The organism is Bradyrhizobium sp. SRS-191 (assembly GCF_024586915.1).
Taxonomy (GTDB): Bacteria; Pseudomonadota; Alphaproteobacteria; order Rhizobiales; family Xanthobacteraceae; genus Bradyrhizobium.
The window spans coordinates 41,413-65,066 of record NZ_JANBVS010000005.1 but is presented as its reverse complement, the minus strand read 5'-3'; the positions used below and the strand labels follow the sequence as shown (position 1 = coordinate 65,066).

Annotated in this window: 15 protein-coding genes and 1 tRNA gene; 13 read left to right on the top strand and 3 right to left on the bottom strand. The window is 64.6% G+C overall.

All coding sequences use genetic code 11. From position 1 onward, the window contains the following. Positions 1-159: 159 nt before the first annotated feature. Positions 160-1,392, bottom strand: a complete 1,233-nt coding sequence (locus tag NLR35_RS11095; RefSeq protein ID WP_257166579.1) for a serine hydrolase — start codon at positions 1,390-1,392, stop codon at positions 160-162. A gap of 150 nt (positions 1,393-1,542) precedes the next feature. On the opposite strand from NLR35_RS11095, the gene NLR35_RS11090 reads away from it, so the two are divergent. After that, positions 1,543-1,618, top strand: a tRNA-Trp gene (locus tag NLR35_RS11090). 104 nt (positions 1,619-1,722) lie between these two features. Here NLR35_RS11090 and NLR35_RS11085 read toward each other — a convergent pair. Continuing rightward, positions 1,723-2,961, bottom strand: a complete 1,239-nt coding sequence (locus tag NLR35_RS11085) for an ABC transporter substrate-binding protein (RefSeq protein ID WP_257166578.1) — start codon at positions 2,959-2,961, stop codon at positions 1,723-1,725. Between NLR35_RS11085 and NLR35_RS11080 the strand changes: the two genes are divergently transcribed. From NLR35_RS11080 to NLR35_RS11025, 12 genes are all read left to right on the top strand, one after another. Further along, the gene (locus NLR35_RS11080; RefSeq protein WP_257166577.1) at positions 2,960-3,118 is read left to right on the top strand and encodes a hypothetical protein; all 159 of its coding nucleotides are present in this window, start codon (positions 2,960-2,962) and stop codon (positions 3,116-3,118) included. The genes NLR35_RS11085 and NLR35_RS11080 overlap by 2 nt on opposite strands. 267 nt (positions 3,119-3,385) lie before the next feature. Then, the gene (gene secE, locus NLR35_RS11075; protein WP_006611822.1) at positions 3,386-3,577 is read left to right on the top strand and encodes a preprotein translocase subunit SecE; all 192 of its coding nucleotides are present in this window, start codon (positions 3,386-3,388) and stop codon (positions 3,575-3,577) included. Continuing rightward, positions 3,577-4,137: a transcription termination/antitermination protein NusG gene (gene nusG / locus NLR35_RS11070; protein WP_257166576.1), complete on the top strand. Its 561-nt coding sequence runs from the start codon at positions 3,577-3,579 to the stop codon at positions 4,135-4,137. Before secE ends, nusG begins: the two co-directional genes overlap by 1 nt. Positions 4,138-4,371: 234 nt before the next feature. Further along, positions 4,372-4,800, top strand: coding sequence for a 50S ribosomal protein L11 (gene rplK, locus NLR35_RS11065; protein ID WP_007602986.1), 429 nt, complete (start codon positions 4,372-4,374; stop codon positions 4,798-4,800). 6 nt (positions 4,801-4,806) lie between these two features. Further along, positions 4,807-5,499: a 50S ribosomal protein L1 gene (gene rplA, locus NLR35_RS11060; protein ID WP_015667632.1), complete on the top strand. Its 693-nt coding sequence runs from the start codon at positions 4,807-4,809 to the stop codon at positions 5,497-5,499. A gap of 81 nt (positions 5,500-5,580) precedes the next feature. Further along, the gene (locus NLR35_RS11055) at positions 5,581-6,549 is read left to right on the top strand and encodes a 2-hydroxyacid dehydrogenase (protein WP_257166575.1); all 969 of its coding nucleotides are present in this window, start codon (positions 5,581-5,583) and stop codon (positions 6,547-6,549) included. A 583-nt stretch (positions 6,550-7,132) separates the two neighbouring features. After that, positions 7,133-7,651 carry a 50S ribosomal protein L10 gene (gene rplJ, locus NLR35_RS11050; protein ID WP_006611827.1) on the top strand — a complete coding sequence of 173 codons (519 nt, stop codon included), beginning with the start codon at positions 7,133-7,135 and terminating at the stop codon, positions 7,649-7,651. A 60-nt stretch (positions 7,652-7,711) separates the two neighbouring features. After that, positions 7,712-8,089 (top strand): 50S ribosomal protein L7/L12, encoded by a 378-nt coding sequence (rplL, locus tag NLR35_RS11045; RefSeq protein ID WP_172108050.1) that lies wholly within the window; start codon positions 7,712-7,714, stop codon positions 8,087-8,089. Between the two features lie 545 nt (positions 8,090-8,634). Continuing rightward, on the top strand, positions 8,635-12,753 hold the full coding sequence (rpoB, locus tag NLR35_RS11040) for a DNA-directed RNA polymerase subunit beta (RefSeq protein WP_257166574.1): 4,119 nt from the start codon (positions 8,635-8,637) through the stop codon (positions 12,751-12,753). Between the two features lie 135 nt (positions 12,754-12,888). Then, a complete protein-coding gene (gene rpoC / locus NLR35_RS11035) occupies positions 12,889-17,088 on the top strand; it encodes a DNA-directed RNA polymerase subunit beta' (RefSeq protein WP_257166573.1) in 4,200 nt (1,399 codons plus the stop codon). A 338-nt stretch (positions 17,089-17,426) separates the two neighbouring features. Continuing rightward, a complete protein-coding gene (locus NLR35_RS11030) occupies positions 17,427-19,487 on the top strand; it encodes an FAD-dependent oxidoreductase (RefSeq protein ID WP_257166572.1) in 2,061 nt (686 codons plus the stop codon). 87 nt (positions 19,488-19,574) lie between these two features. Beyond that, the gene (locus NLR35_RS11025) at positions 19,575-21,899 is read left to right on the top strand and encodes an ABC transporter ATP-binding protein (protein WP_257166571.1); all 2,325 of its coding nucleotides are present in this window, start codon (positions 19,575-19,577) and stop codon (positions 21,897-21,899) included. Here NLR35_RS11025 and NLR35_RS11020 read toward each other — a convergent pair. Beyond that, the gene (locus NLR35_RS11020; RefSeq protein ID WP_257166570.1) at positions 21,821-23,053 is read right to left on the bottom strand and encodes an NAD(P)/FAD-dependent oxidoreductase; all 1,233 of its coding nucleotides are present in this window, start codon (positions 23,051-23,053) and stop codon (positions 21,821-21,823) included. The two genes, NLR35_RS11025 and NLR35_RS11020, sit on opposite strands and share 79 nt — an antisense overlap. Between the last annotated feature and the right edge of the window lie 601 nt (positions 23,054-23,654).

Sequence of the window (23,654 nt, the reverse complement as noted above, 5' to 3'; positions counted from 1 at the left end):
TCGCTGCTCGCCACACACCCCGGTGTCGTCCCCGCGAACGCGGGGACCCATAACCACCGGCCGGCATGAGGCAGGCAACTGGCAGTGACATTCCTCGACAGATCACGCGGTATGGGTCCCCGCGTTCGCGGGGACGACAGCGATTGCCGGGCAGCCGTCTCACTCCACCGCCGCATACACGACGTCACGGACCAGCGTCCGCAGGTAGTCGCGCTGGCCCGGAGCCTGGGCCATGAACACGCAGAACAGCTCCTCCTTCGGGTCGATCCAGAAGAACGTCCCCGCAATGCCGCTCCAGAAGAAGGTGCCCACCGAGCCGGGGAAGGGCGCGATGCCGGCGTCGCGGCGGACGGCGAAGCCGAGGCCGAAGCCGTGACCGGGCGAGAGCAGGGTGCCGACCGTCTTCACCCCGGGGCCGAGATGGTCGGAGGCCATCAGCTCGAGCGTCTTGCGGCCGACCAGCCTGATACCATCGAGGCTGCCCTTGTTGAGCAGCATCGCGCAGAACCGGGCATAGTCCATGGTGGTCGCCACCAGGCCGCCGCCGCCGGACTCCATCACCGGCTGCTCGGTCATCTTGAAGAGGTTCACGGCCTCGCCGGTCCACGGGTCCTTGGCGAACGGCTCGGCCAGCCGGCCGGCATTCGCCTCAGCCGTGAAGAAGCCGGTCTCGTTCATGCCCAGCGGCGAGAGAATGCGGCCGGCAAGGAAAGCGCCGAGCGACTGGCCGGAGACCACCTCGATGATCCGTCCCAGGATGTCGGTCGAGCGGCTGTAGTTGAACTCCGCGCCGGGCTGGCAGATCAGCGGCAGGCCGGCGACGATCGCCGCGTGCTCGGCATTGGTGATCTTGCGGCTGCGCACCCGGGACTGCTGGTAGAGCTGGTGCACCGGCCCGGTGCCGGTGTGCTCATAGGCCAGACCGGAGGTGTGGCGCAGCAGGTCCTGCACTGTCATCGGCTGGGCGACCGGGACGAGCTCCAGCTTGCCGCTGACGTCGACGCCGACCTTCTGGTCTGCGAACTCCGGAATGAACTTGGCGACGGGGTCGGAGAGCAGCAGCTCACCGTCCTCGGCCAGCATCATGATCCCGAGCGAGACGATCGGCTTGGTCATCGAGAAGATGCGGAAGATCGAATCAGGCCGCATTGGCGTGTCCTGATCCGGCGACTGCCGGCCAATGGCATCGAACCAGCCGATCCGGCCGCGGCGGCCGACCAGCAGGGTCGCGCCGGGGATCGTGCCCTTGTCGACCTCGCGCTTGAAGGCGTCCGAGGCCCGCTGCAACCGCGTGGGCGACAGTCCAAGCGCCTCCGGCCGGTCATCCGGCAGCGGCGGGCTCAGGGAGCGGAGCGCGGACAGCGGCATGCTGGGGGCGGGGGACGGGGTCATGGGCTCTCCCTGGGGTCATGTTGTCGGTTTGCATCAAGTCTGGCGTGGAAGTTGTGGCCTGACCAGTCGATTTGCCCCAATGCACCCTTGCATTGGGGGGGAGGTCTATGCTTGAAAGCGCCCGAACCGGCGACGCAGTCCCGGCTCGCTAGGAGTGTAGCTCAATTGGTAGAGCACCGGTCTCCAAAACCGGGGGTTGGGAGTTCGAGCCTCTCCACTCCTGCCAGCGAGATGGCTGCCAGCGAGATCAAGCACTTAACACCAAAATCGACGAAGACAGTTTGGCCGGGGCCCGCGATCTGCGAGCCCCGAACGCATTTTGGCGGGTCCCTACTGTTTCACGTAAGGGCAGTTGCCGTCCTTCAGCGGCCGGAACACCTGGTCGCCGGGCACCTCCGCCAGCACCTTGTAATAGTCCCACGGGCCCTTCGATTCCTCCGGCTTCTTGACCTCGAACAGGAACATCGAGTGCACCATGCGGCCGTCCTCGCGGACGATGCCGTTGTCGGTGAAGGCGTCGCGCACGGGGGTCTCGCGCATCTTGGCGAGCACCGGCTTGGTGTCGCGGGTGCCGGCGGCCTTCACCGCGTTGAGATAATGCAGCGTGGCGCTGTAGGTCGCCGCCTGGTTCATGGTCGGCATCCGCTTCATCCTGTCGAAGAACTTCTTGCCGAAGGCGCGGGTGCGGTCGTTGAGGTCCCAATAATAGGCCTCGGTGATGATCAGGCCCTGGGCCAGCTTCAGGCCGAGGCTGTGGATGTCCGAGATGAACATCACGATGCCGGCGAGGTTCTGGCCGCCGGCGACGATGCCGAACTCGGCCGCCTGCTTGATGGTGTTGATGGTGTCGCCGCCGCCATTGGCCATGCCGATGATCTTGGCCTTGCTGGCCTGCGCCTGCAGCAGGAAGGACGAGAAGTCCTGGTTGTTCAGGGGATGCCTGGCGCTGCCGACCACCTTGCCGCCGGCCGCGCGCACGACGTCGCCGGTGTCGCGCTCGATCGAATGGCCGAACAGGTAGTCCGCGGTGACGAAGAACCAAGTGTCGCCGCCGTTCTTGACGATGGCCTGGCCGACCGTGTGGGCGTTGCCGTAGGTGTCGTAAGTCCAGTGGATGGTGTAGGGCGAGCAGGATTTGCCGGTGATGTCGGAACTCGCGGCATCCGTCACGATCATCAGCTTCTCGAACTGCTTCGACATCTCCATCCCGGCGAGCGCGGTGGCCGAGGTCGGCATGTCGATGACCATGTCGACGGCCTCGTTCTCGTACCATTTGCGCACGATCGTGGCGGCGATGTCGGCCTTGTTCTGCGGGTCGGCGCTGATCACCTCGATCGGCTTGCCGAACATGGTGCCGCCGAACTCCTCGATCGCAAGCTTGGTGGCCTCCAGATTGCCCTGGCCGCCGATGTCCGAATAGACCGACGAGAAGTCGCTGAGCACGCCGATCTTGAGCGGCGCCTGGGCGCGGGCAGGGGCGGCGGTGAGGGCGGCAAGGCTGGTAACAAGGCTGGCAACGAGGCCGACGGCGGCAAGGCGCGTCAGTCCCTTGCCCGTGGCAAAGGTCATGGGTTTCCTCCTGATTATTCTTGTGCCGGCGAGCATGAGCGGCCGTCGCAGGCGCGGCAAGGGCTGGAACCGCCTCGCCACGGGCATTTCGTCGCGGCAACTGCTCAACCTGCCGTGGTGCGGAAATGCCCTGCCGCGATACGAAAAACCGGCGTGAGGCGGGGCAGGTGGAGGCTTGCCGCCGATATGACCGGGACACCCCGGCCTGCCCATATCTTGACCTCAGGCCGCTCCGACAGTAGATATCGAGGACCTGCAGCCGGCCCGCTGAAACAGCGGATATCCGGCGCGGCTTTTCACTCCCCGAACAAGCGAGCCCGTGTATTCGGCTCATCTCTCCGAACAAGAGGGTGGGCAGCGGTCGGCTGTTCGGTTTTCCCAGTCAACTCTTCAATCGTCCGATGACGGACGAGGACCCCTGACGATGGCTACAAGCCCGTTCAAATTCCTGCAGGAAGTGCGCTCGGAGACCGCCAAGGTCTCGTGGCCGAGCCGTCGCGAGGTCACCATCACCACGATCATGGTGTTCGTGATGGTGGCGCTGGCCTCGGTGTTCTTCTTCGCCGCCGATCAGATCATCCGTTATCTCATCACCCTCGTGCTGGGCATCCACTGATGGCAATCGCAACGCAAAGCTCGTCCGACAAGCGCTGGTACATCGTCCACGCCTATTCGAACTTCGAGAAGAAGGTCGCGGAGTCGATCCGCGAGCAGGCCAAGCAGCGCAATCTCGAGGACCTGTTCGAGCAGGTGCTGGTGCCGATCGAGAACGTCACCGAGGTGCGCCGCGGCCGCAAGATCAACGCCGAGCGCAAGTTCTTCCCCGGCTACGTGCTGGTGAAGATGAAGCTGACCGACGAGGCGTTCCACCTGATCAAGAACACGCCCAAGGTGACCGGCTTCCTCGGCGCCGAGAACAAGCCGATGCCGATCTCCGAAGGCGAGGCGATGCGCATCCTGAACCAGATGCAGGAAGGCGTGGAGCGGCCGAAATCCTCGGTGTCGTTCGAGATCGGCGAGAACGTCCGCGTCGCCGACGGCCCGTTCGCCTCGTTCTCCGGCGTGGTCGAGGAAATCGACGAGGCCCGCTCGCGCGTCAAGGTCGCGGTGTCGATCTTCGGCCGCGCCACCCCGGTCGAGCTGGAATTCAACCAGGTCGAGAAGGTGGTCGGCTAAGCTAGGCCGCCGCATCTGCGGCGTCCCCGGGCTTTCCTTTTCGTCCGATCTCGTGTATCGGGCGCGCTTCGCTCCCCAATCGGGGGGCGATTTCGTTCGTGGGAGGCGCGGCCGGCTTTGCCAGCCGGATCAAGCGCGCCGGACCACGGTCCCAAACCTCGCCCGACGGGTTTTGTCGCCCCGAGGGCGGTGCGTTCGCATCAGGCAAAAGCGCGGACGCGTTGGAGAATCAGAATGGCAAAGAAAGTAACCGGCTACCTGAAGCTTCAGGTCCCGGCCGGCGCGGCGAACCCGTCGCCTCCGATCGGCCCCGCGCTCGGTCAGCGCGGTCTGAACATCATGGAGTTCTGCAAGGCGTTCAACGCGCAGACCCAGAAGGAAGAGAAGAACACCCCGATCCCGGTGGTCATCACCATTTACGCGGACCGGTCCTTCACCTTCGAGATGAAGACCCCGCCGATGTCCTTCTTCCTCAAGCAGGCCGCCAAGATCCAGTCGGGCTCCAAGGCCCCGGGTCGCGACAAGGCCGGCGCGGTGACCAAGGCGCAGGTGCGCGAGATCGCCGAGAAGAAGATGAAGGACCTGAATTGCGACTCGATCGAGTCGGCCATGAAGATGGTCGAGGGCTCCGCCCGCTCGATGGGTCTGGAAGTTGCGGGGTAAGCGGCCATGGCGATCGGAAAGCGTTTGAAGAAGGCCCGCGAGGGCATCGACCGCACCAAGCTCTACCCGCTTGCTGATGCGATCAAGATGATCAAGGAGCGCGCCGTCTCGAAGTTCGACGAGACCATCGAGGTCTCGATCAACCTCGGCGTCGATCCGCGTCACGCCGACCAGATGGTCCGTGGCGTCGTGATGCTGCCGAACGGCACTGGCCGTACGCTGCGCGTCGGCGTGTTCGCCCGTGGCGCCAAGGCCGACGAAGCCCGGGCTGCCGGCGCCGATGTGGTTGGCGCGGAGGACCTGGTCGAGAAGGTGCAGAACGGCAACATCGACTTCGACCGTTGTATCGCCACCCCCGACATGATGCCGCTGGTCGGCCGTCTCGGTAAGGTGCTCGGTCCGCGCGGCATGATGCCGAACCCGAAGATCGGCACCGTGACCATGGACGTCACGGGCGCCGTCAAGGGTGCCAAGGGCGGTTCGGTCGAGTTCCGCGTCGAGAAGGCCGGCATCATCCAGGCCGGCGTCGGCAAGGCCTCGTTCGGTGAGGACAAGCTGGTCGAGAACATCAAGGCGCTGGCGGATGCGGTCGTGAAGGCCAAGCCGGCAGGCGCCAAGGGCACCTACGTCCAGCGCGTCGCGGTGTCCTCGACGATGGGCCCGGGCGTCAAGGTCGAGCCGGGCACCGTGCTCGCCTAAGCGGCCACGCATGAGCTAGATTAAGAAGGGCGGGATCGTTGATCGATCCCGCCCTTCGCATTTTTGGAGTCCGCAGCCGCGATGCCCGACAAGGTCCTGATCTATTCCCGCTTCCCCAAATCGCTGACCCAGCGCTTCGCCGACCGCTTCGACCTGCTCGACACCGGCGGCAAGCCGGCGCACGAGGTGTTTCCGGCGGCGGAGGTGGCGCAGGTGCGGGCCCTGGTCACGGCCGGCGCCCAGCGGTTGGGGGCGGCCGAGATGGACCGGCTGCCGGCGCTGGGGGCGATCGTCTGCTACGGCACCGGCTATGATGGCGTCGACCTCAAGGCTGCCGCTGAACGCAACATCGCGGTCGGCCACAGCCCGGGGGCCAATGCCGCAGCCGTTGCCGATATCGCGGTCATGCTGATGCTGGCGAGCACGCGGCGGCTGATCGTCGCCGACGCATACGTGCGCGATGGCGGCTGGGCCGCGGCCAAGCCGTCGCCGTTGATGAAGCCGCCGCCGAGCCTTTCAGGCTGCAAGGTCGGCGTCTACGGCATGGGCGAGATCGGCCGCAAGATCGCGGCCCGCGTCGCCGCGTTCGAGGCCGAGGTCGGCTATTTCAACCGCACCCGGTACGACGACCTGCCGTACCGATACGTCCCGAGCCTGGATGCGCTGGCCGAATGGTGCACCGTGCTGATGATCGCCGTCCGCGCCAGCGCCGAGACCACCCACGTGGTCAATGCCGGGCTGCTGAAGAAGCTCGGACCTGACGGTCATGTCGTGAACATCTCGCGCGGCTCGGTCATTGACGAGCGCGCGCTGCAGACAGCGCTCAAGGACGGCACCATCGCCGGGGCCGGCCTGGATGTGTTCGAGACCGAACCTCATGTGCCGGATGAACTGACGGCGCTTCCCAATGTCGTGGTGACGCCCCATATCGGCGGTAACACCCGTGAGTCGCACGTTGCGATGCAGGCCTGCGTGGTGGCCAATCTCGCGGCGTTCTTCGCGGGTCAGAGGCTGCCTTATGCGGTATCTGCGTCCTCAGCAGGCTCATAAAGGACTTTAAGGGCCTCCGGCCGGCGGCCGCCGCACCTCCAAATTGGTGCGATTTTTGCTGATGGGGGTCTTGGCAAGTCGTCATCGACCCGTTAAAGAACCGGCTTCCGGGCGGGCTGGCTTTTGCTGGCGCGCCCGTGCGCGCATTCCGAAAGACGTGGAGAGCCGGCATTCCTTTTGAGAATATCCGTTCGGATGTCTCGGAAGGAAGAAGGATCTTTCTGCTCTCGAAATGCCGCAGGGGAGGTCGGTCCGCCGATCACCCCGAATCCTGTCCGAGACTGCAGGCGCCGGTGCGGAAATCCAATTTCCTCAATGGCTTAATCATCCAGCCTGCATAGACGGGTGAAAACCGGATTTCGGCATGTCCTCTGCGCTTTGTCGCGGTGGCATGCAGGTTTGGTTCGAACCTCGACACTCCGCGAGCCCTTCATCAGGGCTTTCGGAAGGGCAGGCTATTCATCGCCGTTTTGCCTTGCGTGTCCTCGGGGTCATGAGTCCAGAGGTCATGTTTGGCGGGGCGGCGGGTTTAACCCGGCGGTCCCGCTTTTGGGCGAAGGCCGCCAACCGGAGAGAGCTTGCTGTGGAACGAGCGGCAAAAAAAGAGGCGGTCGAAGAACTGCACGAGGTCTTCAAGACCACGGGCGTCGCGGTCGTCGCTCACTATTCCGGCCTCACCGTGGCCCAGATGCAGAAGCTGCGCATGCAGATGAAGCAGGCTGGCGCGTCGGTGAAGGTCTCGAAGAACCGTCTCGCCAAAATTGCTCTTGAAGGCACGGACGTCGTCGGCATCGGTTCCCTGTTGAAGGGGCCGACCGTGATCGCAACTTCGAACGATCCAGTCGCGGCGCCCAAGGTTGCCATCGAATTCGCCAAGGCGAACGAAAAGTTCGTCATCCTCGGCGGCTCGATGGGCTCAACCGTCCTGAATGTCGACAGCGTGAAGGCTCTCGCCTCGCTGCCGTCGCTGGACGAACTGCGCGGCAAGCTCGTCGGCCTGATCCAGGCTCCGGCGACCAAGCTGGCCCAGCTCGCCAACGCTCCCGCGGCCAAGGTCGCGCGCGTCATTCAGGCTCATGCCTCAAAGGGCGAAGCGGCCTGACGCCCTTCGCAAACACTCACAACCTGGTTTCGAACCGAACCACACTAAAGGACTACATCAATGGCTGACCTGCAGAAGATCGTCGACGACCTCTCGGCCCTCACCGTTCTCGAGGCTGCTGAGCTCGCGAAGCTCCTGGAAGAGAAGTGGGGCGTGTCCGCCGCGGCCGCCGTGGCCGTCGCCGCTCCGGGCGCTGGTGGCGCTGCTGCCGCTCCGGCGGAAGAGAAGACCGAGTTCACCGTTGTCCTGGCTTCGGCCGGCGACAAGAAGATCGAGGTCATCAAGGAAGTCCGCGCCATCACCGGCCTGGGCCTGAAGGAAGCCAAGGACCTGGTCGAGGGCGCTCCGAAGCCGGTCAAGGAAGGCGTCAACAAGGACGAGGCCGAGAAGATCAAGGCTCAGCTCGAGAAGGCTGGCGCCAAGATCGAGCTCAAGTAAGCGCGATTGGCTCTGGAGCGTCCCGCGCCTGAGGGCCAAGCGCGGGGCGCTCCCCGACGATCTGGTGACCGGGTGGTAACATTGCCCGGTCATCATAAAGACAAAGACGTTTGCGGGGGTATCCGGATCGGCCGGAATCGTTGCAAAAGGCGTGCAACGGGGAAGTCCGCTGCGGGCCGAACACGGAAAAGTGTGGAGATTTGGGGACGTCGCTCTCGAATCTCGACTAATGTCAACCCATATTGGGTCGGCAGCACGAAAAGCCGGTTTTCGCGATGGAGTGGCGTCTCTATCGTAAGCCGTTGGGAGATAGGCAATTTCGGGCTTTTGCAGTCCGTGACGAACTAGTTCTGACGAGCGGGTGCGCCCTCGCGCCTCGCGCGTCGTTTTGCGTTTTGGCGGTCTGAAGAACAGATCTGGGACGTTTCCGTTCCGCGCTCTGTGCCTCAGACCTTCGAAATGGATCGAAATTCAACCCGGGATGGCGGTGGCAGCCGCTGTTTCGGAAGGATCGCCCCTCCGGGCGACGACATGAGAGGCCCACGATGGCGCAGCAGACATTCACCGGTCGCAAACGTGTTCGCAAGTTCTTTGGACACATCAAGGAAGTCGCGGAGATGCCGAACCTCATCGAGGTTCAGAAGGCGTCCTATGACCAGTTCCTGATGGTGGACGAGCCTACGGGCGGCCGGCCGGATGAGGGCCTGCAGGCGGTGTTCCGCTCGGTGTTCCCGATCTCCGACTTCTCCGGCACCTCGATGCTGGAGTTCGTCCGCTACGAGTTCGAGCCGCCGAAATACGACGTCGACGAGTGCCGCCAGCGCGGCATGACCTTCGCTGCGCCGCTCAAGGTGACGCTGCGCCTCATCGTGTTCGATATCGACGAGGAAACCGGTGCCAAGTCGGTCAAGGACATCAAGGAGCAGGACGTGTACATGGGCGACATTCCGCTCATGACCATGAACGGCACCTTCATCGTCAACGGCACCGAGCGCGTCATCGTCTCGCAGATGCACCGTTCGCCGGGCGTGTTCTTCGATCACGACAAGGGCAAGACCCACTCCTCGGGCAAGCTTTTGTTCGCCGCCCGCGTCATCCCGTATCGCGGCTCCTGGCTCGACATCGAGTTCGACGCCAAGGACATCGTGTTCGCGCGCATCGACCGTCGCCGCAAGCTGCCGGTGACGTCGCTGATGTTCGCGCTCGGCCTCGACGGCGAGCAGATCCTGTCGACCTTCTACAAGAAGCTGATCTACAAGCGCATCAAGGAAGGCTGGCGCGTTCCGTTCGACGCCAACCGCTTCCGCGGCTATTCGACCGTCAACGACCTGATCGATGCCGACACCGGCAAGGTCGTGCTCGAGGCCGGCAAGAAGCTCACCGTCCGTGCCGCCCGCCAGCTCCAGGAGAAGGGGCTGAAGGCGCTGCGCATGTCGGACGAGGAGCTGCTCGGCAACTACATCGCCGAGGATCTCGTCAATCCGAAGACCGGCGAGATCTACGCCGAGGCCGGCGAGGAGATCACCGACAAGCTGTTCAAGGTGTTGAACGAGCAGGGCTACAAGGACCTGCCGCTGCTCGACATCGACCACGTCAATGTCGGCCCCTACATCCGCAACACGCTCTCGGCCGACAAGAACATGACGCGTGAGGACGCGCTGTTCGACATCTACCGCGTGATGCGTCCGGGTGAGCCGCCGACGCTCGATTCCGCGCAGGCGATGTTCCAGTCGCTGTTCTTCGATGCCGAGCGCTACGACCTCTCCGCGGTCGGCCGCGTCAAGATGAACATGCGCCTCGAGCTCGATGCGCCGGACACGCAGCGTACGCTGCGCAAGGAAGACATCCTGGCGGTCATCAAGACCCTGGTCGACCTGCGCGACGGCAAGGGCGAGATCGACGACATCGACCATCTCGGCAACCGCCGCGTCCGCTCGGTCGGTGAGCTGATGGAGAACCAGTACCGCATCGGTCTGCTCCGCATGGAGCGCGCCATCAAGGAGCGTATGTCGAGCGTCGACATCGACACCGTGATGCCGCAGGACCTGATCAACGCGAAGCCCGCCGCGGCTGCCGTGCGCGAGTTCTTCGGCTCGTCGCAGCTGTCGCAGTTCATGGACCAGACCAACCCGCTGTCGGAGATCACCCACAAGCGCCGCCTGTCGGCGCTTGGACCGGGCGGTCTGACCCGCGAGCGCGCCGGCTTCGAGGTGCGCGACGTGCATCCGACGCATTACGGCCGCATCTGCCCGATCGAGACGCCGGAAGGTCCGAACATCGGTCTGATCAACTCGCTGGCCACGTTCGCCCGCGTCAACAAGTATGGCTTCGTCGAGACGCCGTACCGCAAGGTCAAGGACGGCCGCGTCACCGACGAGGTGGTGTATCTGTCCGCGATGGAGGAGGGGCGCTACCGCGTCGCGCAGGCCAACGTGCCGCTCGATGCCAAGGGCCGCTTCACCGAGGACCTCGTGGTCTGCCGTCATGCCGGCGAAGTCGTGCCGATGACGCCGGACAAGGTCGACTACATGGACGTGTCGCCGAAGCAGCTGGTTTCGGTTGCCGCGGCGCTGATCCCGTTCCTCGAGAACGACGACGCCAACCGCGCGCTGATGGGCTCGAACATGCAGCGCCAGGCGGTGCCGCTGGTTCGCGCCGAGGCGCCGTTCGTCGGCACCGGCATGGAAGGCGTTGTGGCTCGTGACTCGGGCGCTGCGATCGCAGCGCGCCGCTCGGGCGTGATCGACCAGATCGACGCCACCCGCGTCGTCATCCGCGCCACGGAAGATCTCGATCCGACCAAGTCGGGCGTCGATATCTACCGGCTCATGAAGTACCAGCGCTCGAACCAGTCGACCTGCATCAATCAGCGTCCGCTGGTGAAGGTCGGCGACATCGTCAAGAAGGGCGACATCATCGCCGACGGTCCGTCGACCGACCTCGGCGAGCTCGCGCTCGGCCGCAACGTGCTGGTCGCGTTCATGCCGTGGAACGGCTACAACTTCGAGGACTCCATCCTGCTCTCCGAGCGGATCGTGAAGGAGGACGTCTTCACCTCGATCCACATCGAGGAATTCGAGGTGATGGCCCGCGACACCAAGCTGGGTCCGGAGGAAATCACGCGCGACATTCCGAACGTGTCGGAAGAGGCGCTGAAGAATCTCGACGAAGCCGGCATCGTCTATATCGGTGCGGAAGTGCGCGCCGGCGACATCCTGGTCGGCAAGATCACGCCGAAGGGCGAGAGCCCGATGACGCCGGAAGAGAAGCTGCTGCGCGCCATCTTCGGCGAGAAGGCCTCGGACGTTCGCGACACCTCTCTGCGGGTGCCGCCGGGCGTGCAGGGCACCATCGTCGAGGTCCGCGTGTTCAACCGCCACGGCGTCGACAAGGACGAGCGTGCGCTGGCGATCGAGCGGGAAGAGATCGAGCGTCTCGCCAAGGACCGTGACGACGAGCAGGCGATCCTGGACCGCAACGTTTACAGCCGCCTCGCCGACATGCTGGATGGCCGCCAGGGCATCTCCGGCCCGAAGGGCTTCAAGAAGGATACCAAGATCACCCGTGCGGTGCTCGACGAGTATCCGAAGTCGCAGTGGTGGATGTTCGCTTCGCCGAACGACAAGCTGATGGCCGAGATCGAGGCCATGCGGAAGCAGTACGACGAGTCGAAGAAGGGGCTGGAACAGCGCTTCCTCGACAAGGTCGAGAAGCTGCAGCGTGGCGACGAACTGCCGCCCGGCGTGATGAAGATGGTCAAGGTCTTTGTGGCCGTGAAGCGCAAGATTCAGCCGGGCGACAAGATGGCCGGCCGTCACGGCAACAAGGGCGTCGTCTCCAAGATCGTGCCGATCGAGGACATGCCGTTCCTCGAGGACGGCACGCATGCGGACATCGTGCTGAACCCGCTGGGCGTGCCCTCGCGCATGAACGTCGGTCAGATCCTCGAGACCCATCTCGGCTGGGCCTGCGCGGGCCTCGGCCGGCGCATCGCGCAGACCGTGGATGCGTATCTCGCGAAGCAGGACATCAAGCCGCTGAAGGAAACCCTGAAGCGGATCTACGGCGAGGACGAGACCATCAAGACGCTCAACGACAATGAGCTGATCGAGCTGGGTCACAATCTGAGCCGCGGCGTGCCGATCGCCACGCCGGTGTTCGACGGCGCCAAGGAGGCCGACATCGAGGAGATGCTGAAGCTCGCCGGCATGGACGCCTCGGGCCAGTCGACCGTCTATGACGGCCGCACCGGCGATGCGTTCGACCGCAAGGTGACCGTCGGCTACATCTACATGCTCAAGCTGCACCATCTGGTCGACGACAAGATCCATGCGCGTTCGATCGGCCCGTACTCGCTGGTCACCCAGCAGCCGCTGGGCGGCAAGGCCCAGTTCGGCGGCCAGCGCTTCGGCGAAATGGAGGTGTGGGCGCTCGAAGCCTATGGCGCGGCCTACACGCTGCAGGAGATGCTGACGGTGAAGTCGGACGACGTCGCCGGCCGCACCAAGGTCTACGAAGCCATCGTGCGCGGCGACGACACGTTCGAGGCCGGTATTCCGGAATCGTTCAACGTGCTGGTCAAGGAAATGCGCTCGCTCGGCCTCAACGTCGACCTGCACAACTCCAAGCTCGGACCGGCGCCGACGTCGGAAGCCGCCGAGTAGTTCAAGACTTCAGGCCCGGCCGCCCTCGAGCGGCCGGGTGCCGGCGCCTTCCTCCCGCGGGTCGGGCAGGGCGCCGTCTGCCAAGAGATTTTCGAATTTGCGGCCGACCCCCGATCGGTCCGCGAGGAGAATACGATGAACCAAGAAATTATGAATCTCTTCAACCCGACGACGCCGGCTCAGGTCTTCGACCAGATCCGCATCTCGATCGCGTCGCCGGAAAAGATTCTGTCCTGGTCCTACGGCGAGATCAAGAAGCCGGAAACGATCAACTACCGCACCTTCAAGCCGGAGCGCGACGGCCTGTTCTGCGCCCGCATCTTCGGGCCGATCAAGGATTACGAGTGCTTGTGCGGCAAGTACAAGCGGATGAAGTACAAGGGCATCATCTGCGAGAAGTGCTCGGTCGAGGTGACGCTGTCGCGCGTCCGGCGCGAGCGCATGGGCCACATCGAGCTCGCCGCCCCCGTCGCGCACATCTGGTTCCTGAAGTCGCTGCCCTCGCGCATCGGCCTGCTGCTCGACATGACGCTGAAGGATCTCGAGCGGATCCTGTACTTCGAATATTACGTCGTCCTCGAGCCGGGTCTGACCGCGCTGAAGGACCGTCAGCTGCTGTCCGAGGACGAGTACCTCAAGGCGCAGGACGAGTACGGCCAGGACAGCTTCACCGCCATGATCGGCGCGGAAGCCATCCGTGAGCTGCTGCGCGGCCTCGAGCTGGAGAAGCTCGAGCAGACGCTGCGTGCCGAGATGCAGGAGACCGACTCCGACATCAAGCACAAGAAGCTCGCCAAGCGCCTGAAGATCGTCGAGGCCTTCCGCCACTCCGGCAACAAGCCGGAATGGATGATCATGACCGTCGTGCCGGTCATCCCGCCGGACCTGCGTCCGCTGGTGCCGCTCGACGGCGGCCGCTTCGCGACCTCCGACCTCAACGACCTCTACCGCCGCGTCATCAACCGCAACAACCGCCTGAAGCGGCTGATGGAGCTGCGCGCGCCGGACATCATCATCCGCAACGAGAAGCGCATGCTTCAGGAGGCGGTGGATGCGCTGTTCGACAACGGCCGTCGCGGCCGCGTCATCACCGGCGCCAACAAGAGGCCGCTGAAGTCGCTCGCCGACATGCTCAAGGGCAAGCAGGGCCGCTTCCGTCAGAACCTGCTCGGCAAGCGCGTCGACTACTCCGGCCGTTCGGTCATCGTGGTCGGTCCCGAGCTGCGCCTGCATCAGTGCGGCCTGCCGAAGAAGATGGCGCTCGAGCTGTTCAAGCCGTTCATCTACTCGCGGCTCGACGCCAAGGGTCTGTCGACGACGGTCAAGCAGGCCAAGAAGCTGGTCGAGAAGGAGCGTCCGGAGGTCTGGGACATCCTGGACGAGGTCATCCGCGAGCATCCGGTGCTGCTGAACCGCGCGCCGACGCTGCATCGTCTCGGCATTCAGGCGTTCGAGCCGGTGCTGATCGAGGGCAAGGCGATCCAGCTGCATCCGCTGGTCTGCTCGGCGTTCAACGCCGACTTCGACGGCGACCAGATGGCCGTGCACGTTCCGCTGTCGCTCGAAGCGCAGCTGGAAGCGCGCGTCCTGATGATGTCGACCAACAACATCCTGCATCCGGCGAACGGCCAGCCGATCATCGTGCCGTCGCAGGACATCGTGCTCGGCCTCTACTACGTCTCGATCATGCGCGAGGGCATGAACGGCCAGGGCATGGCGTTCGGCAACATGGCCGAGCTCGAGCATGCGCTGCACGCCAAGGCGATCCATCTCCACACCAAGATTAAGTATCGCTGGGAGGGGATGAACGAGGAAGGCAAGATCTCCAAGCGCTGGATCGAAACCACCGCGGGCCGCGTCATGCTCGGCAACCTGCTGCCGAAGCATCCGCGCGTGACCTTCGAGGTCATCAACAAGCTGATGACCAAGCGCGAGATCTCGGGCGTCATCGATCAGGTCTACCGTCACTGCGGCCAGAAGGAGACGGTGATCTTCTGCGACCGCATCATGGCGCTCGGCTTCTACAACGCCTTCAAGGCGGGCATCTCGTTCGGCAAGGACGACATGGTCGTGCCGGCGGGCAAGTGGAAGATCGTCGACACGACGCGTACGCTGGCGAAGGATTTCGAGCAGCAGTACAATGACGGTCTGATCACCCATGGCGAGAAGTACAACAAGGTCGTCGACGCCTGGTCGAAGGCCTCGGAAGAGATCGCCAAGGAGATGATGAAGGAGATCTCCGTCACCAAGAAGACGGCGACGGGCGCGGATGCCGACATCAACTCGATCTACATGATGTCGCACTCCGGTGCGCGTGGTTCGCCGGCCCAGATGCGTCAGCTCGCCGGCATGCGCGGCCTGATGGCCAAGCCGTCGGGTGAGATTATCGAGACGCCGATCATCTCGAACTTCAAGGAAGGCCTCTCGGTTCTCGAGTACTTCAACTCGACTCACGGCGCCCGCAAGGGTCTCGCGGACACGGCGTTGAAGACCGCGAACTCGGGTTACCTCACCCGCCGTCTGGTGGACGTCGCGCAGGACTGCATCATCACGCAGGACGATTGCGGCACCCATCTCGGCATCAAGATGCGTGCGATCGTCGACGCCGGCACCCTGGTGGCGTCGCTCGGCTCGCGCATCCTGGGCCGCGTGCCTTGCGACGACGTGCGCGATCCCGCCACCAACGCCGTGCTGGTCAAGGCCGGCACGCTGATGGAGGAGAGCCACATCGACGCCATCCAGCAGGCTGGCGTGCAGGAGGTGAAGATCCGCTCGGCGCTGACTTGCGAGCTGGTCAACGGCATCTGCAAGATGTGCTACGGCCGCGACCTCGCGCGCGGTACGCCGGTCAACCACGGTGAGGCTGTCGGCGTCATCGCCGCGCAGTCGATCGGTGAGCCCGGCACCCAGCTGACGATGCGTACCTTCCACATCGGCGGTGCGGCGCAGCTGAACGAGCAGTCCTTCGTCGAATCGAACTTCGAAGGCAAGGTGGTCATCCGCAACAAGGCGATCGCTCGCAACAGCGAGGGTCACCTGATCGCGATGGTCCGCAACATGGTCGTGACGATCGTCGACCCCGACGGCAGCGAGCGTGCGACGCACCGTATCCAGTACGGTTCGCGCATGCATGTCGACGACGGCGACATGATCAAGCGCGGCCAGCGCATCGCCGAGTGGGATCCTTACACCCGCCCGATCCTCACGGAAGCGGAGGGCACGATCGGGTTCGAGGATCTGACCGAAGGTCTGTCGATCTCGGAAACGCTCGACGAGTCCACCGGTATCGCCAAGCGCGTGGTCATCGACTGGCGTGGAACGCGCGGTGGCGCGGATCTGCGTCCGGCGATCGTGATCAAGGGCAAGGACGGCAAGGTGCTCAAGCTCGCCCGCGGTGGCGATGCCCGCTACATGCTGTCGGTCGACGCGATTCTGTCGGTCGACATCGGGGCGACGGTGAAGCCGGGCGACATCCTGGCGCGTATCTCGACCGAGAGCGCCAAGACGCGCGACATCACCGGCGGTCTGCCGCGGGTGGCGGAGCTGTTCGAAGCGCGCAAGCCGAAGGATGCCGCGATCATCGCTGAGATCGCCGGCACCATCCGGTTCGGCCGCGACTACAAGAACAAGCGTCGCATCTCGATCGAGCCGGTGGACAAGACCGAAGAGGCGCGCGAGTACCTGATCCCGAAGGGCAAGCACATCCATCTCCAGGATGGCGACATCGTCGAGAAGGGTGACTTCATCGTCGAAGGAAACCCGGCGCCGCACGACATCCTGGCGATCAAGGGCATCGAGGAACTCGCGGCCTATCTGGTCAACGAGATCCAGGAGGTCTACCGGCTCCAGGGCGTGCTCATCAACGACAAGCACATCGAGGTGATTGTCCGTCAGATGCTGCAGAAGATCGAGGTCACCGACCAGGGCGACACCGACATGATCTCGGGCGAGCAGGTCGACAAGATCGAGTTCGACGCGCTGAACCTGAAGGCGCAGGAGGAGGGCAAGAAGCCCGCCACCGGCAATCCGGTTCTGCTCGGCATCACCAAGGCGAGCCTGCAGACACGGTCGTTCTTCTCGGCGGCCTCGTTCCAGGAGACCACCCGCGTCCTCACGGAGGCTGCGGTCAACGGCAAGATCGATCCGCTCGAGGGTCTCAAGGAGAACGTCATCGTCGGCCGCCTGATCCCGGCCGGCACCGGCGCCTCCATGGCCCGCATCCGCGAAGTCGCTCTCAAGCGCGACAAGCTGATTCTCGACGAGCGCGAGAAGCAGGCGGCGATCGTGCCGTCGCAGCCCGAGCCGCAGCCGCTGGCGCTGCCGCCCGCAGAGTAAGCAGAGCGTTGCGGCGAGGCCTGACGGTGTCAGGTTCCGCCGCTCGTTCATGTGACATAGAAAAGGCCGGCGCTCGCCGGCCTTTTTTTGACAAGATTTTCTCCTGCTGCCGCGCTGCTGCCCCGTTGTTCATCTTCCCTTCAGGCACAAAGGCGCTTCTGGGAGCATCAGATCCGCTGAGCTGATGTCCGTCCACCGCGCGTGGCGCTGCGCCGATTTGCTCGGGCGCAAACCCTGTGCGGGCCGGGTAGGCTATGGCCGATCGAGCCCCAAGGGTGGCAGACCCGAAACACGGACGACCGGCGGTGTCGCAGACAGCCGGAGATGGCGGAACTTCGATGCTTGACCTTGCGATTGTTGGTGGCGGTCCGGGCGGCCTGATGAGCGCCTGGTATCTCAGGCGAAAGCTCGGCGATCTCTGCAAGGTGACCATCTTCGAGGCGTCCGACCGGCTCGGCGGCAAGATCGTCACGCGCAAGTTCGACACGGCGCCGGCCATGTACGAAGCCGGCGTCGCCGAGATCTACGACTACTCGATGACCGGCCCTGATCCTTTGCGCGAGCTGATCCAGCATTTCGGCCTGCAGACGATTCCGATGGACGCGTTGCAGGTGCAGCTCGACGGCGAGCTGCTCGACGACGTTCCGGGCCTGCGCCGCAAATATGGACCGAAGACTGCCGCGGCCGTCGAGGCGTTTCGCAAGCGCTGCTCCGACGTGATGTCGCCGGTCGAATACTATGAGGGCGTCGGCGCGCACGACAATGAGCACCCCTGGGCCTACAAGACCTGCGAGGAGCTGCTCGACGAAGAGGTCGAGGACCCGACCGCCAAGCGCTTCTTCAAGGTGATGTCGCGCTCCGACATCGCCACCGAGGCCCACAACACCAACGGCCTCAACGCGCTCAAGAACTTCGTGATGGATATCGACGACTACATCGGTCTGTATTCGATCCAGAACGGCAATGAGCAGCTGATCGAGTGCCTGCGCTCGGAGGTCGACGCCGACATCCAGCTCAACCACCGTGTCCTGCGCATCGGCAAGACCGAGCAGGGCCGCTACCGCCTCAACATGATGAACGGCAAGGGGCCGGAGACGCGCGAGTTCGATCTCGTGCTGGTCTGCCTGCCGCATTCCTGGCTGTCCACCGTCGGCTGGGACGGCGAGAAGCTGCGCCAGTCGATGGTCAAGCACGTCGCCTATTTCGATCGTCCCGCGCACTATCTGCGCGTCTCGATCCTGTTCGATTCCCCGTTCTGGGGCGACAAGATCCCGGGCTCCTGGTTCATGTCGGAGGCGTTCGGCGGCTGCTGCATCTACAATGAGGGCTCGCGCCACGATGTCGGCAAGCATGGCGTGCTGAACTGGCTGATCGCCGGCTCCGACGCGCTGGCCTTCGCCAACCTGTCCGACCAGGAGCTGATCGACGCCGCGCTGAAGTCGCTGCCGGCGGCGCTCGGCGATTCCAGGGCGCATTTCATGGAAGGCAAGATCCATCGCTGGCTGTCGTCGGTGAACGCGCTGCCCGGCGGCCTGCCGGTGCGCGACGTCATGACCAATCACCGCCCGGAGCCGAAGGAGCATCCGGGGATCGTGGTGGTCGGCGACTATCTGTTCGATTCGACCCTCAACGGCCTGCTCGACTCCTCGGATGCCGCGACCGACATCATCCTCACCGAGATGATGCGGCTGCGCCGCGTCAAATCGCAGGCGGAGAAGCCGCTGTCGGACAAGATCGACCGCGACTATTTCGACAATTATCGCGGGCAGGGGCCGTACGCGGATGCCTGGTCGCATTTCACTGACCCGGACTATCTGCTCGGCCTGATCAAGATCGTCTGGAACAAGAGCAAGGGCAAGGGCTACAAGCTCTTGGTCGCCGGCTCCGCGAGCGGCGAGCTGGTCGGCGCGCTGCGCGAGCGCGGCATCGATGCCTGGGGCATCGAGAACAACCGCTATATCCACGGCAAGACGCCGAAGGCGCTCAGGAAGTACAACAAGCTCGGCTCGATTGCCGATCTGCCGTTCAAGTCGGGCGAGTTCGACTTCGTGTTCGAGACCAGCCTCTGCCACCTCGGCGACAAGCAGGTTGCGCGCGCGATTCGCGAGCTCAACCGCGTGGTCAAGACCGGCCTCGTGTTCGGCTCGATCACCTCGGACATGGCGCCGGCGCTGGTCGACCGTTACGATCTGCTGCGCGGCGTCAAGAAGCTCGGCACATGGTGGGAATGGTCCGAGCTGTTCTTCGGCAACGGCTTCGATCTCGCGATGCACCGCCGCGACTGCACCGACGAAGTGTGGGCCGCGACTCTCGCCGCCAACAAGGGCCCCGGCCAGTGGTATGCCGACGCGGACAGCCTGCGCTACTCGTTCTTCGACAAGGTCGAGGACGAAGACTGAGGACGCTGGCCGCGGCGCTGTGCAGATGTTAAATGCCTGACGCGCAAGGCCGGCGCTCTCGTCGGCCGCGCTGCTTCGGTTGGTTGCATGGCGCCCAAGAAACCAGGATCAGAGTCGAGACCGGCCTCCAAATCGGGCTCGAAGCGAGGTTCGAAATCGGGTTCGACCTCGGCTGCGCCCGGTCAGACCGCCGACGATCGGATCGCCGGCAAGCGAATCGCGGCTGCCGCCGGTGCTGCAGCCGAGATCGCAAAGCGGCTTTCTGAAGCCAGCGCGCCTCAGGCTGCACAGGCGCCGGAACCGCCGCAGGCGCCCGAATCCGCGCAGGCACCTGAAGCACCCGTTGCCGCCAACGTGCCGCGGACGTCCGAGGCGGCGCAGCCCTCCGAGCAGTTGCAGGCGGGCAAATTGCCTGAGGCAGCCAAGCCGCCGCAGGCCACCAAGCCGCCGGCGGCCGCTAAGCCCCCTGAGACCAGTAAGCCGCCGCCGCCCTCCGACGAGGACGACGATGATGACGGCGAGGACGACGATCTCGACGATGATGACGACGACGAGGACCTCGTCGTCTACTCGGCCCGCGAGGCCGCCGGCGCGCTTGCGACGATCTACGGCTTCGTCTCGCCGCTGCTCGGCAAGTACAAGAAGATGCTGGCCTTCGTGTCGATCGGCGTTCTGATCGAGACGCTGTTCAACGTCATCATGCCGCTCAGCCTCAAGTTCCTGATCGACGACGCGCTCGGCGAGGAGGATTTCGAGGCGCTCTACCGCATCCTCGGCGTGCTCGCGGTCGCCGGCATCTTCACCTCGATCGTCGCCGTGCTCTACGAGCGCTGGGATGCGCGGCTGGCGGCCTGCGTCATTTCCGACGTCCGCACGCGGCTGTTCGACCACGTGCAGAACCTGCCGGCGGCGTATTTCCAGCGCACCAAGCGCGGCGAGATCCTGTCGCGCTTCTCGGTCGACATGTCGGCGTTCGAGGGCGTGGTGAAGACCTTCGCCAACAGCGCCGCGCTGCCGCTGCTCGAGCTCATCGCCGGCATCATCCTGATGCTGTTCCTCAACTGGCAGCTCGCCGCGATCGCGCTCTTGGTATTTCCGATCACCCTGATCGGCCCGCGCATCCTGACGCCCAAGGCCGTGCAGGCCAATTACGAGCAGAAGCTCAACGAGGCCTCGCTGCTCGGCGTGATCCAGGAGAACATCGCGGCGCAAGCGGTCATCAAGGCCTTCAGTCTGCATCGCAAGGTGTTCGGCTGGTTCTCGTTCCGCAATGACGCGGCGCGGCGCAAGATGGCCGATGCGATGTTCCTCTCGACCATGGTCGAGCGCACGGTGACCATCGCGGTGCTGCTGCTGCACCTGGTGGTGCTCGCGATCGGCGCCTATCTCGCCACCAAGGGGCAGATCACCGTCGGCACCTTCGTCACCTTCGAGAGCGCGTTCTGGGAGGTGTCCTACAACATCGCCCATGTGATGCACTTCATCCCGGTGTCGATCTCCTCGGCCGCCGCGATCCGGCACATGCAGGAGCTGCTGGACGAGCCTACGCGGGGCGCCGACCGGCCGGGCGCGCCGGACCTGCCGCGCATCAGCCACGACATCACCTTCGAGCGCGTCGGCTTCCAATACGAGGGCAGCCAGACCCCGGTGCTGGACAATCTCAGCCTGAAGCTCGACGTCGGCAAGCGCATCGCCATCGTCGGTCCGTCCGGCTCCGGCAAGAGCACGCTGCTCAACCTGATCCTGCGGCTCTACGTGCCCGACGAGGGCCGCGTGACCATCGACGGCGTCGATATCCGCAAGGTGACCCGCGATTCGCTCCGCGGCAGCATGGCGGTCGTGTTCCAGGAGAACATGCTGTTCAACATGTCGCTGCGGGAGAACATCCGGCTCGGCAAGGAGGGCGCGACCGACGAGGAGGTGGAGGAGGCGGCCAAGAAGGCCGAGATTCACCGCTACATCATGAGCCTGCCGCAGAAATACGACACCCTGGTCGGCGAGCGCGGCGACACGCTATCGGGCGGCCAGCGCCAGCGCATCGCCATCGCCCGCGCCATCATCCGCAATCCCTCCGTCCTGCTGCTCGACGAGGCCACCTCGGCGCTCGACCAGACCACTGAAGCCGCGATCAACCGCACGCTGCTCAAGGTCGCCAAGGGCCGCACCATGATCTGGTCGACCCACCGCCTCACGTCAGTTGTCGAGATGGACGAGATCATCGTCATCTCCGGCGGCCGCGCCATCGAGCGCGGCAGCCACGCCGAACTGCTCGCCAAGAACGGCACGTACCGTAAGCTCTGGGACGACCAGGGCCACCAGCCGAGCCGGCAGGATCAGGTCGACGACGACAGCGACGATGAGGATGACGAAGACGACCTCGAGGATGACGAGGACGACGACGAGGAGGAATAGGCGTGGAGCGGTGTGCTCGCCAGCCGGTGCCGCACGCCGCGGCCCAGTGAGACCGCAAAGCGCGCCCAGCGCTGCGCCAGCCAATAGGGGCCACTGCCGATCGAGACATCGCGGAAGCGCCAGGCCTTGTCCAACGACCACGCATCGCAGGCGGCCTTGACCGGGTCGTCATAGAACGCGGCGATCTTGCCTTCGCTCATGCCGTCGGTCGCCAGCCAGCGCGGGATGTGGACGTTGCACAGGCGCTCGACGTCCGTGAACACCTTGTCGGAGCCGGTGCCGGTCACCGGGCAGGTGGTGCAGAAGGCATCGCCGACCAGCACCACGCCGGGCATGCGTTGGCCGCTGTTGACGATGAGGTCGGCCGGCCGGACCTTGACCTCGCCGGTCACAGCGTAAGCACCGGTGATCCGCTTGAGGCCGGGCAGGGCGGCGTCCAGCGTCTCGGCCGGACTGCGCCGCACTGCGCGGACACAGGGATCGTCAACCTCCCGATACGCGAACAGGTTGGCGCGCATCCGCTCGCCGATCGGAAACAGGGTGACGTAGGGCACCCGAGCGTTCGCCCGCTCCTGGAAATAGGTCATGGCCGGGAACGGGAAGGCCGGGCGGCCGACCGGCTCCAGATCGAAGCCGACCGAGATCGAATGGGCCGGGCTGGTGATCGTCCGGGTGATTCCCAGCTGATGCCGCAGGCCGACATTCAGACCGTTGGCGAGCACGACCAGCCGGGCGGAGATCGACTCGCCGGTGGAGAGGACGACGGACTGGCGATCGTCTCCCGGGGTGATCGCGGTGGCCTTGGCTACGATTCGCAGGATCGGCGCCGGGATCTCCTCCCGCACGCCGGCGACCAGCGCGTCGTAGCGGATGCCGTATTGGTGCACCGGCGCCTTGTCGAGGACGTAGCCGAATCGGGCGATCCAATTCTCGGCCGTGAGCGTCGCGCCCCGCAGCGCCTTGTCCGCCGTCCCGGTGCGCCGGAACCGCGCGATCTGCTCGACGCCCGAGATCTTCTCGATTCGGAAGTCCGGCGGGTAAACCGCGTGGGGATCGACCAGAATCGCCGCAATGCCGGCACGCCCCAGCATGGCCGCCGTGATCGAACCGGCCAGTCCGCCGCCGATGATCGCGATGTCGGTATAGTGGGGCATGCGGCGTCTCTTCGTCGCGCCATCCTTGGCTCCTAAAGCCGAACAAAGCCTTAGCCGCCCTGTTTCAGATCGTTGCGGAGGGTGAACGGAGAATCGGAGAGGCCGCAGGGTGGGCAAAGGCGCGGCCGTGCCGTCTCCGCGCCCGAGCTGTCGGCCGCGCCGTGCCCACCGTCGGGCGGCATTCATTGCGGTGAGATGGTGGGCACGCTGCCGCCCCTTCGGGCCGGCTGCTTTGCCCACCCTACGGCACCTCAATCTCTCAACATCGTCAGGGGCTTGACTGGTCTACTTGAGTGAATAGGTAAGCTGCAGGTATCGGCTGCCCGGCGTCGGCCCAGCGTGGCGGGCACCCGACATACAAACGACTGGATTGCGCGTGCTGCGGCGTCGTTTTGCTTGACTTGGGTATTTACCGCTTATAAAAGGCCCGCACTCAACGACAGGCGGTGAGCTTCGCCAGCGTCGGTACGGATCACCCGGACGGCTCCGAACAGGGCAGAACGGGCACCAACCTCGACGAATGCCGCTCAAACGCTGTCGATCATAGCTAGGCAATGCCAGAACGATTTTAGATCTCTCGAGCTCGTTCTCTTGAGACCAA

What these genes read in the sequence shown, in the direction of transcription:
- NLR35_RS11095 (WP_257166579.1), bottom strand. Translation starts at nt 1,392, where the DNA reads ATGACCCCGTCCCCCGCCCCCAGCATGCCGCTGTCCGCGCTCCGCTCC.
- NLR35_RS11080 (WP_257166577.1), top strand. Translation starts at nt 2,960, where the DNA reads ATGGGTTTCCTCCTGATTATTCTTGTGCCGGCGAGCATGAGCGGCCGT.
- NLR35_RS11085 (WP_257166578.1), bottom strand. Translation starts at nt 2,961, where the DNA reads ATGACCTTTGCCACGGGCAAGGGACTGACGCGCCTTGCCGCCGTCGGC.
- secE (WP_006611822.1), top strand. Translation starts at nt 3,386, where the DNA reads ATGGCTACAAGCCCGTTCAAATTCCTGCAGGAAGTGCGCTCGGAGACC.
- nusG (WP_257166576.1), top strand. Translation starts at nt 3,577, where the DNA reads ATGGCAATCGCAACGCAAAGCTCGTCCGACAAGCGCTGGTACATCGTC.
- rplK (WP_007602986.1), top strand. Translation starts at nt 4,372, where the DNA reads ATGGCAAAGAAAGTAACCGGCTACCTGAAGCTTCAGGTCCCGGCCGGC.
- rplA (WP_015667632.1), top strand. Translation starts at nt 4,807, where the DNA reads ATGGCGATCGGAAAGCGTTTGAAGAAGGCCCGCGAGGGCATCGACCGC.
- NLR35_RS11055 (WP_257166575.1), top strand. Translation starts at nt 5,581, where the DNA reads ATGCCCGACAAGGTCCTGATCTATTCCCGCTTCCCCAAATCGCTGACC.
- rplL (WP_172108050.1), top strand. Translation starts at nt 7,712, where the DNA reads ATGGCTGACCTGCAGAAGATCGTCGACGACCTCTCGGCCCTCACCGTT.
- rpoB (WP_257166574.1), top strand. Translation starts at nt 8,635, where the DNA reads ATGGCGCAGCAGACATTCACCGGTCGCAAACGTGTTCGCAAGTTCTTT.
- rpoC (WP_257166573.1), top strand. Translation starts at nt 12,889, where the DNA reads ATGAACCAAGAAATTATGAATCTCTTCAACCCGACGACGCCGGCTCAG.
- NLR35_RS11030 (WP_257166572.1), top strand. Translation starts at nt 17,427, where the DNA reads ATGCTTGACCTTGCGATTGTTGGTGGCGGTCCGGGCGGCCTGATGAGC.
- NLR35_RS11025 (WP_257166571.1), top strand. Translation starts at nt 19,575, where the DNA reads ATGGCGCCCAAGAAACCAGGATCAGAGTCGAGACCGGCCTCCAAATCG.
- NLR35_RS11020 (WP_257166570.1), bottom strand. Translation starts at nt 23,053, where the DNA reads ATGCCCCACTATACCGACATCGCGATCATCGGCGGCGGACTGGCCGGT.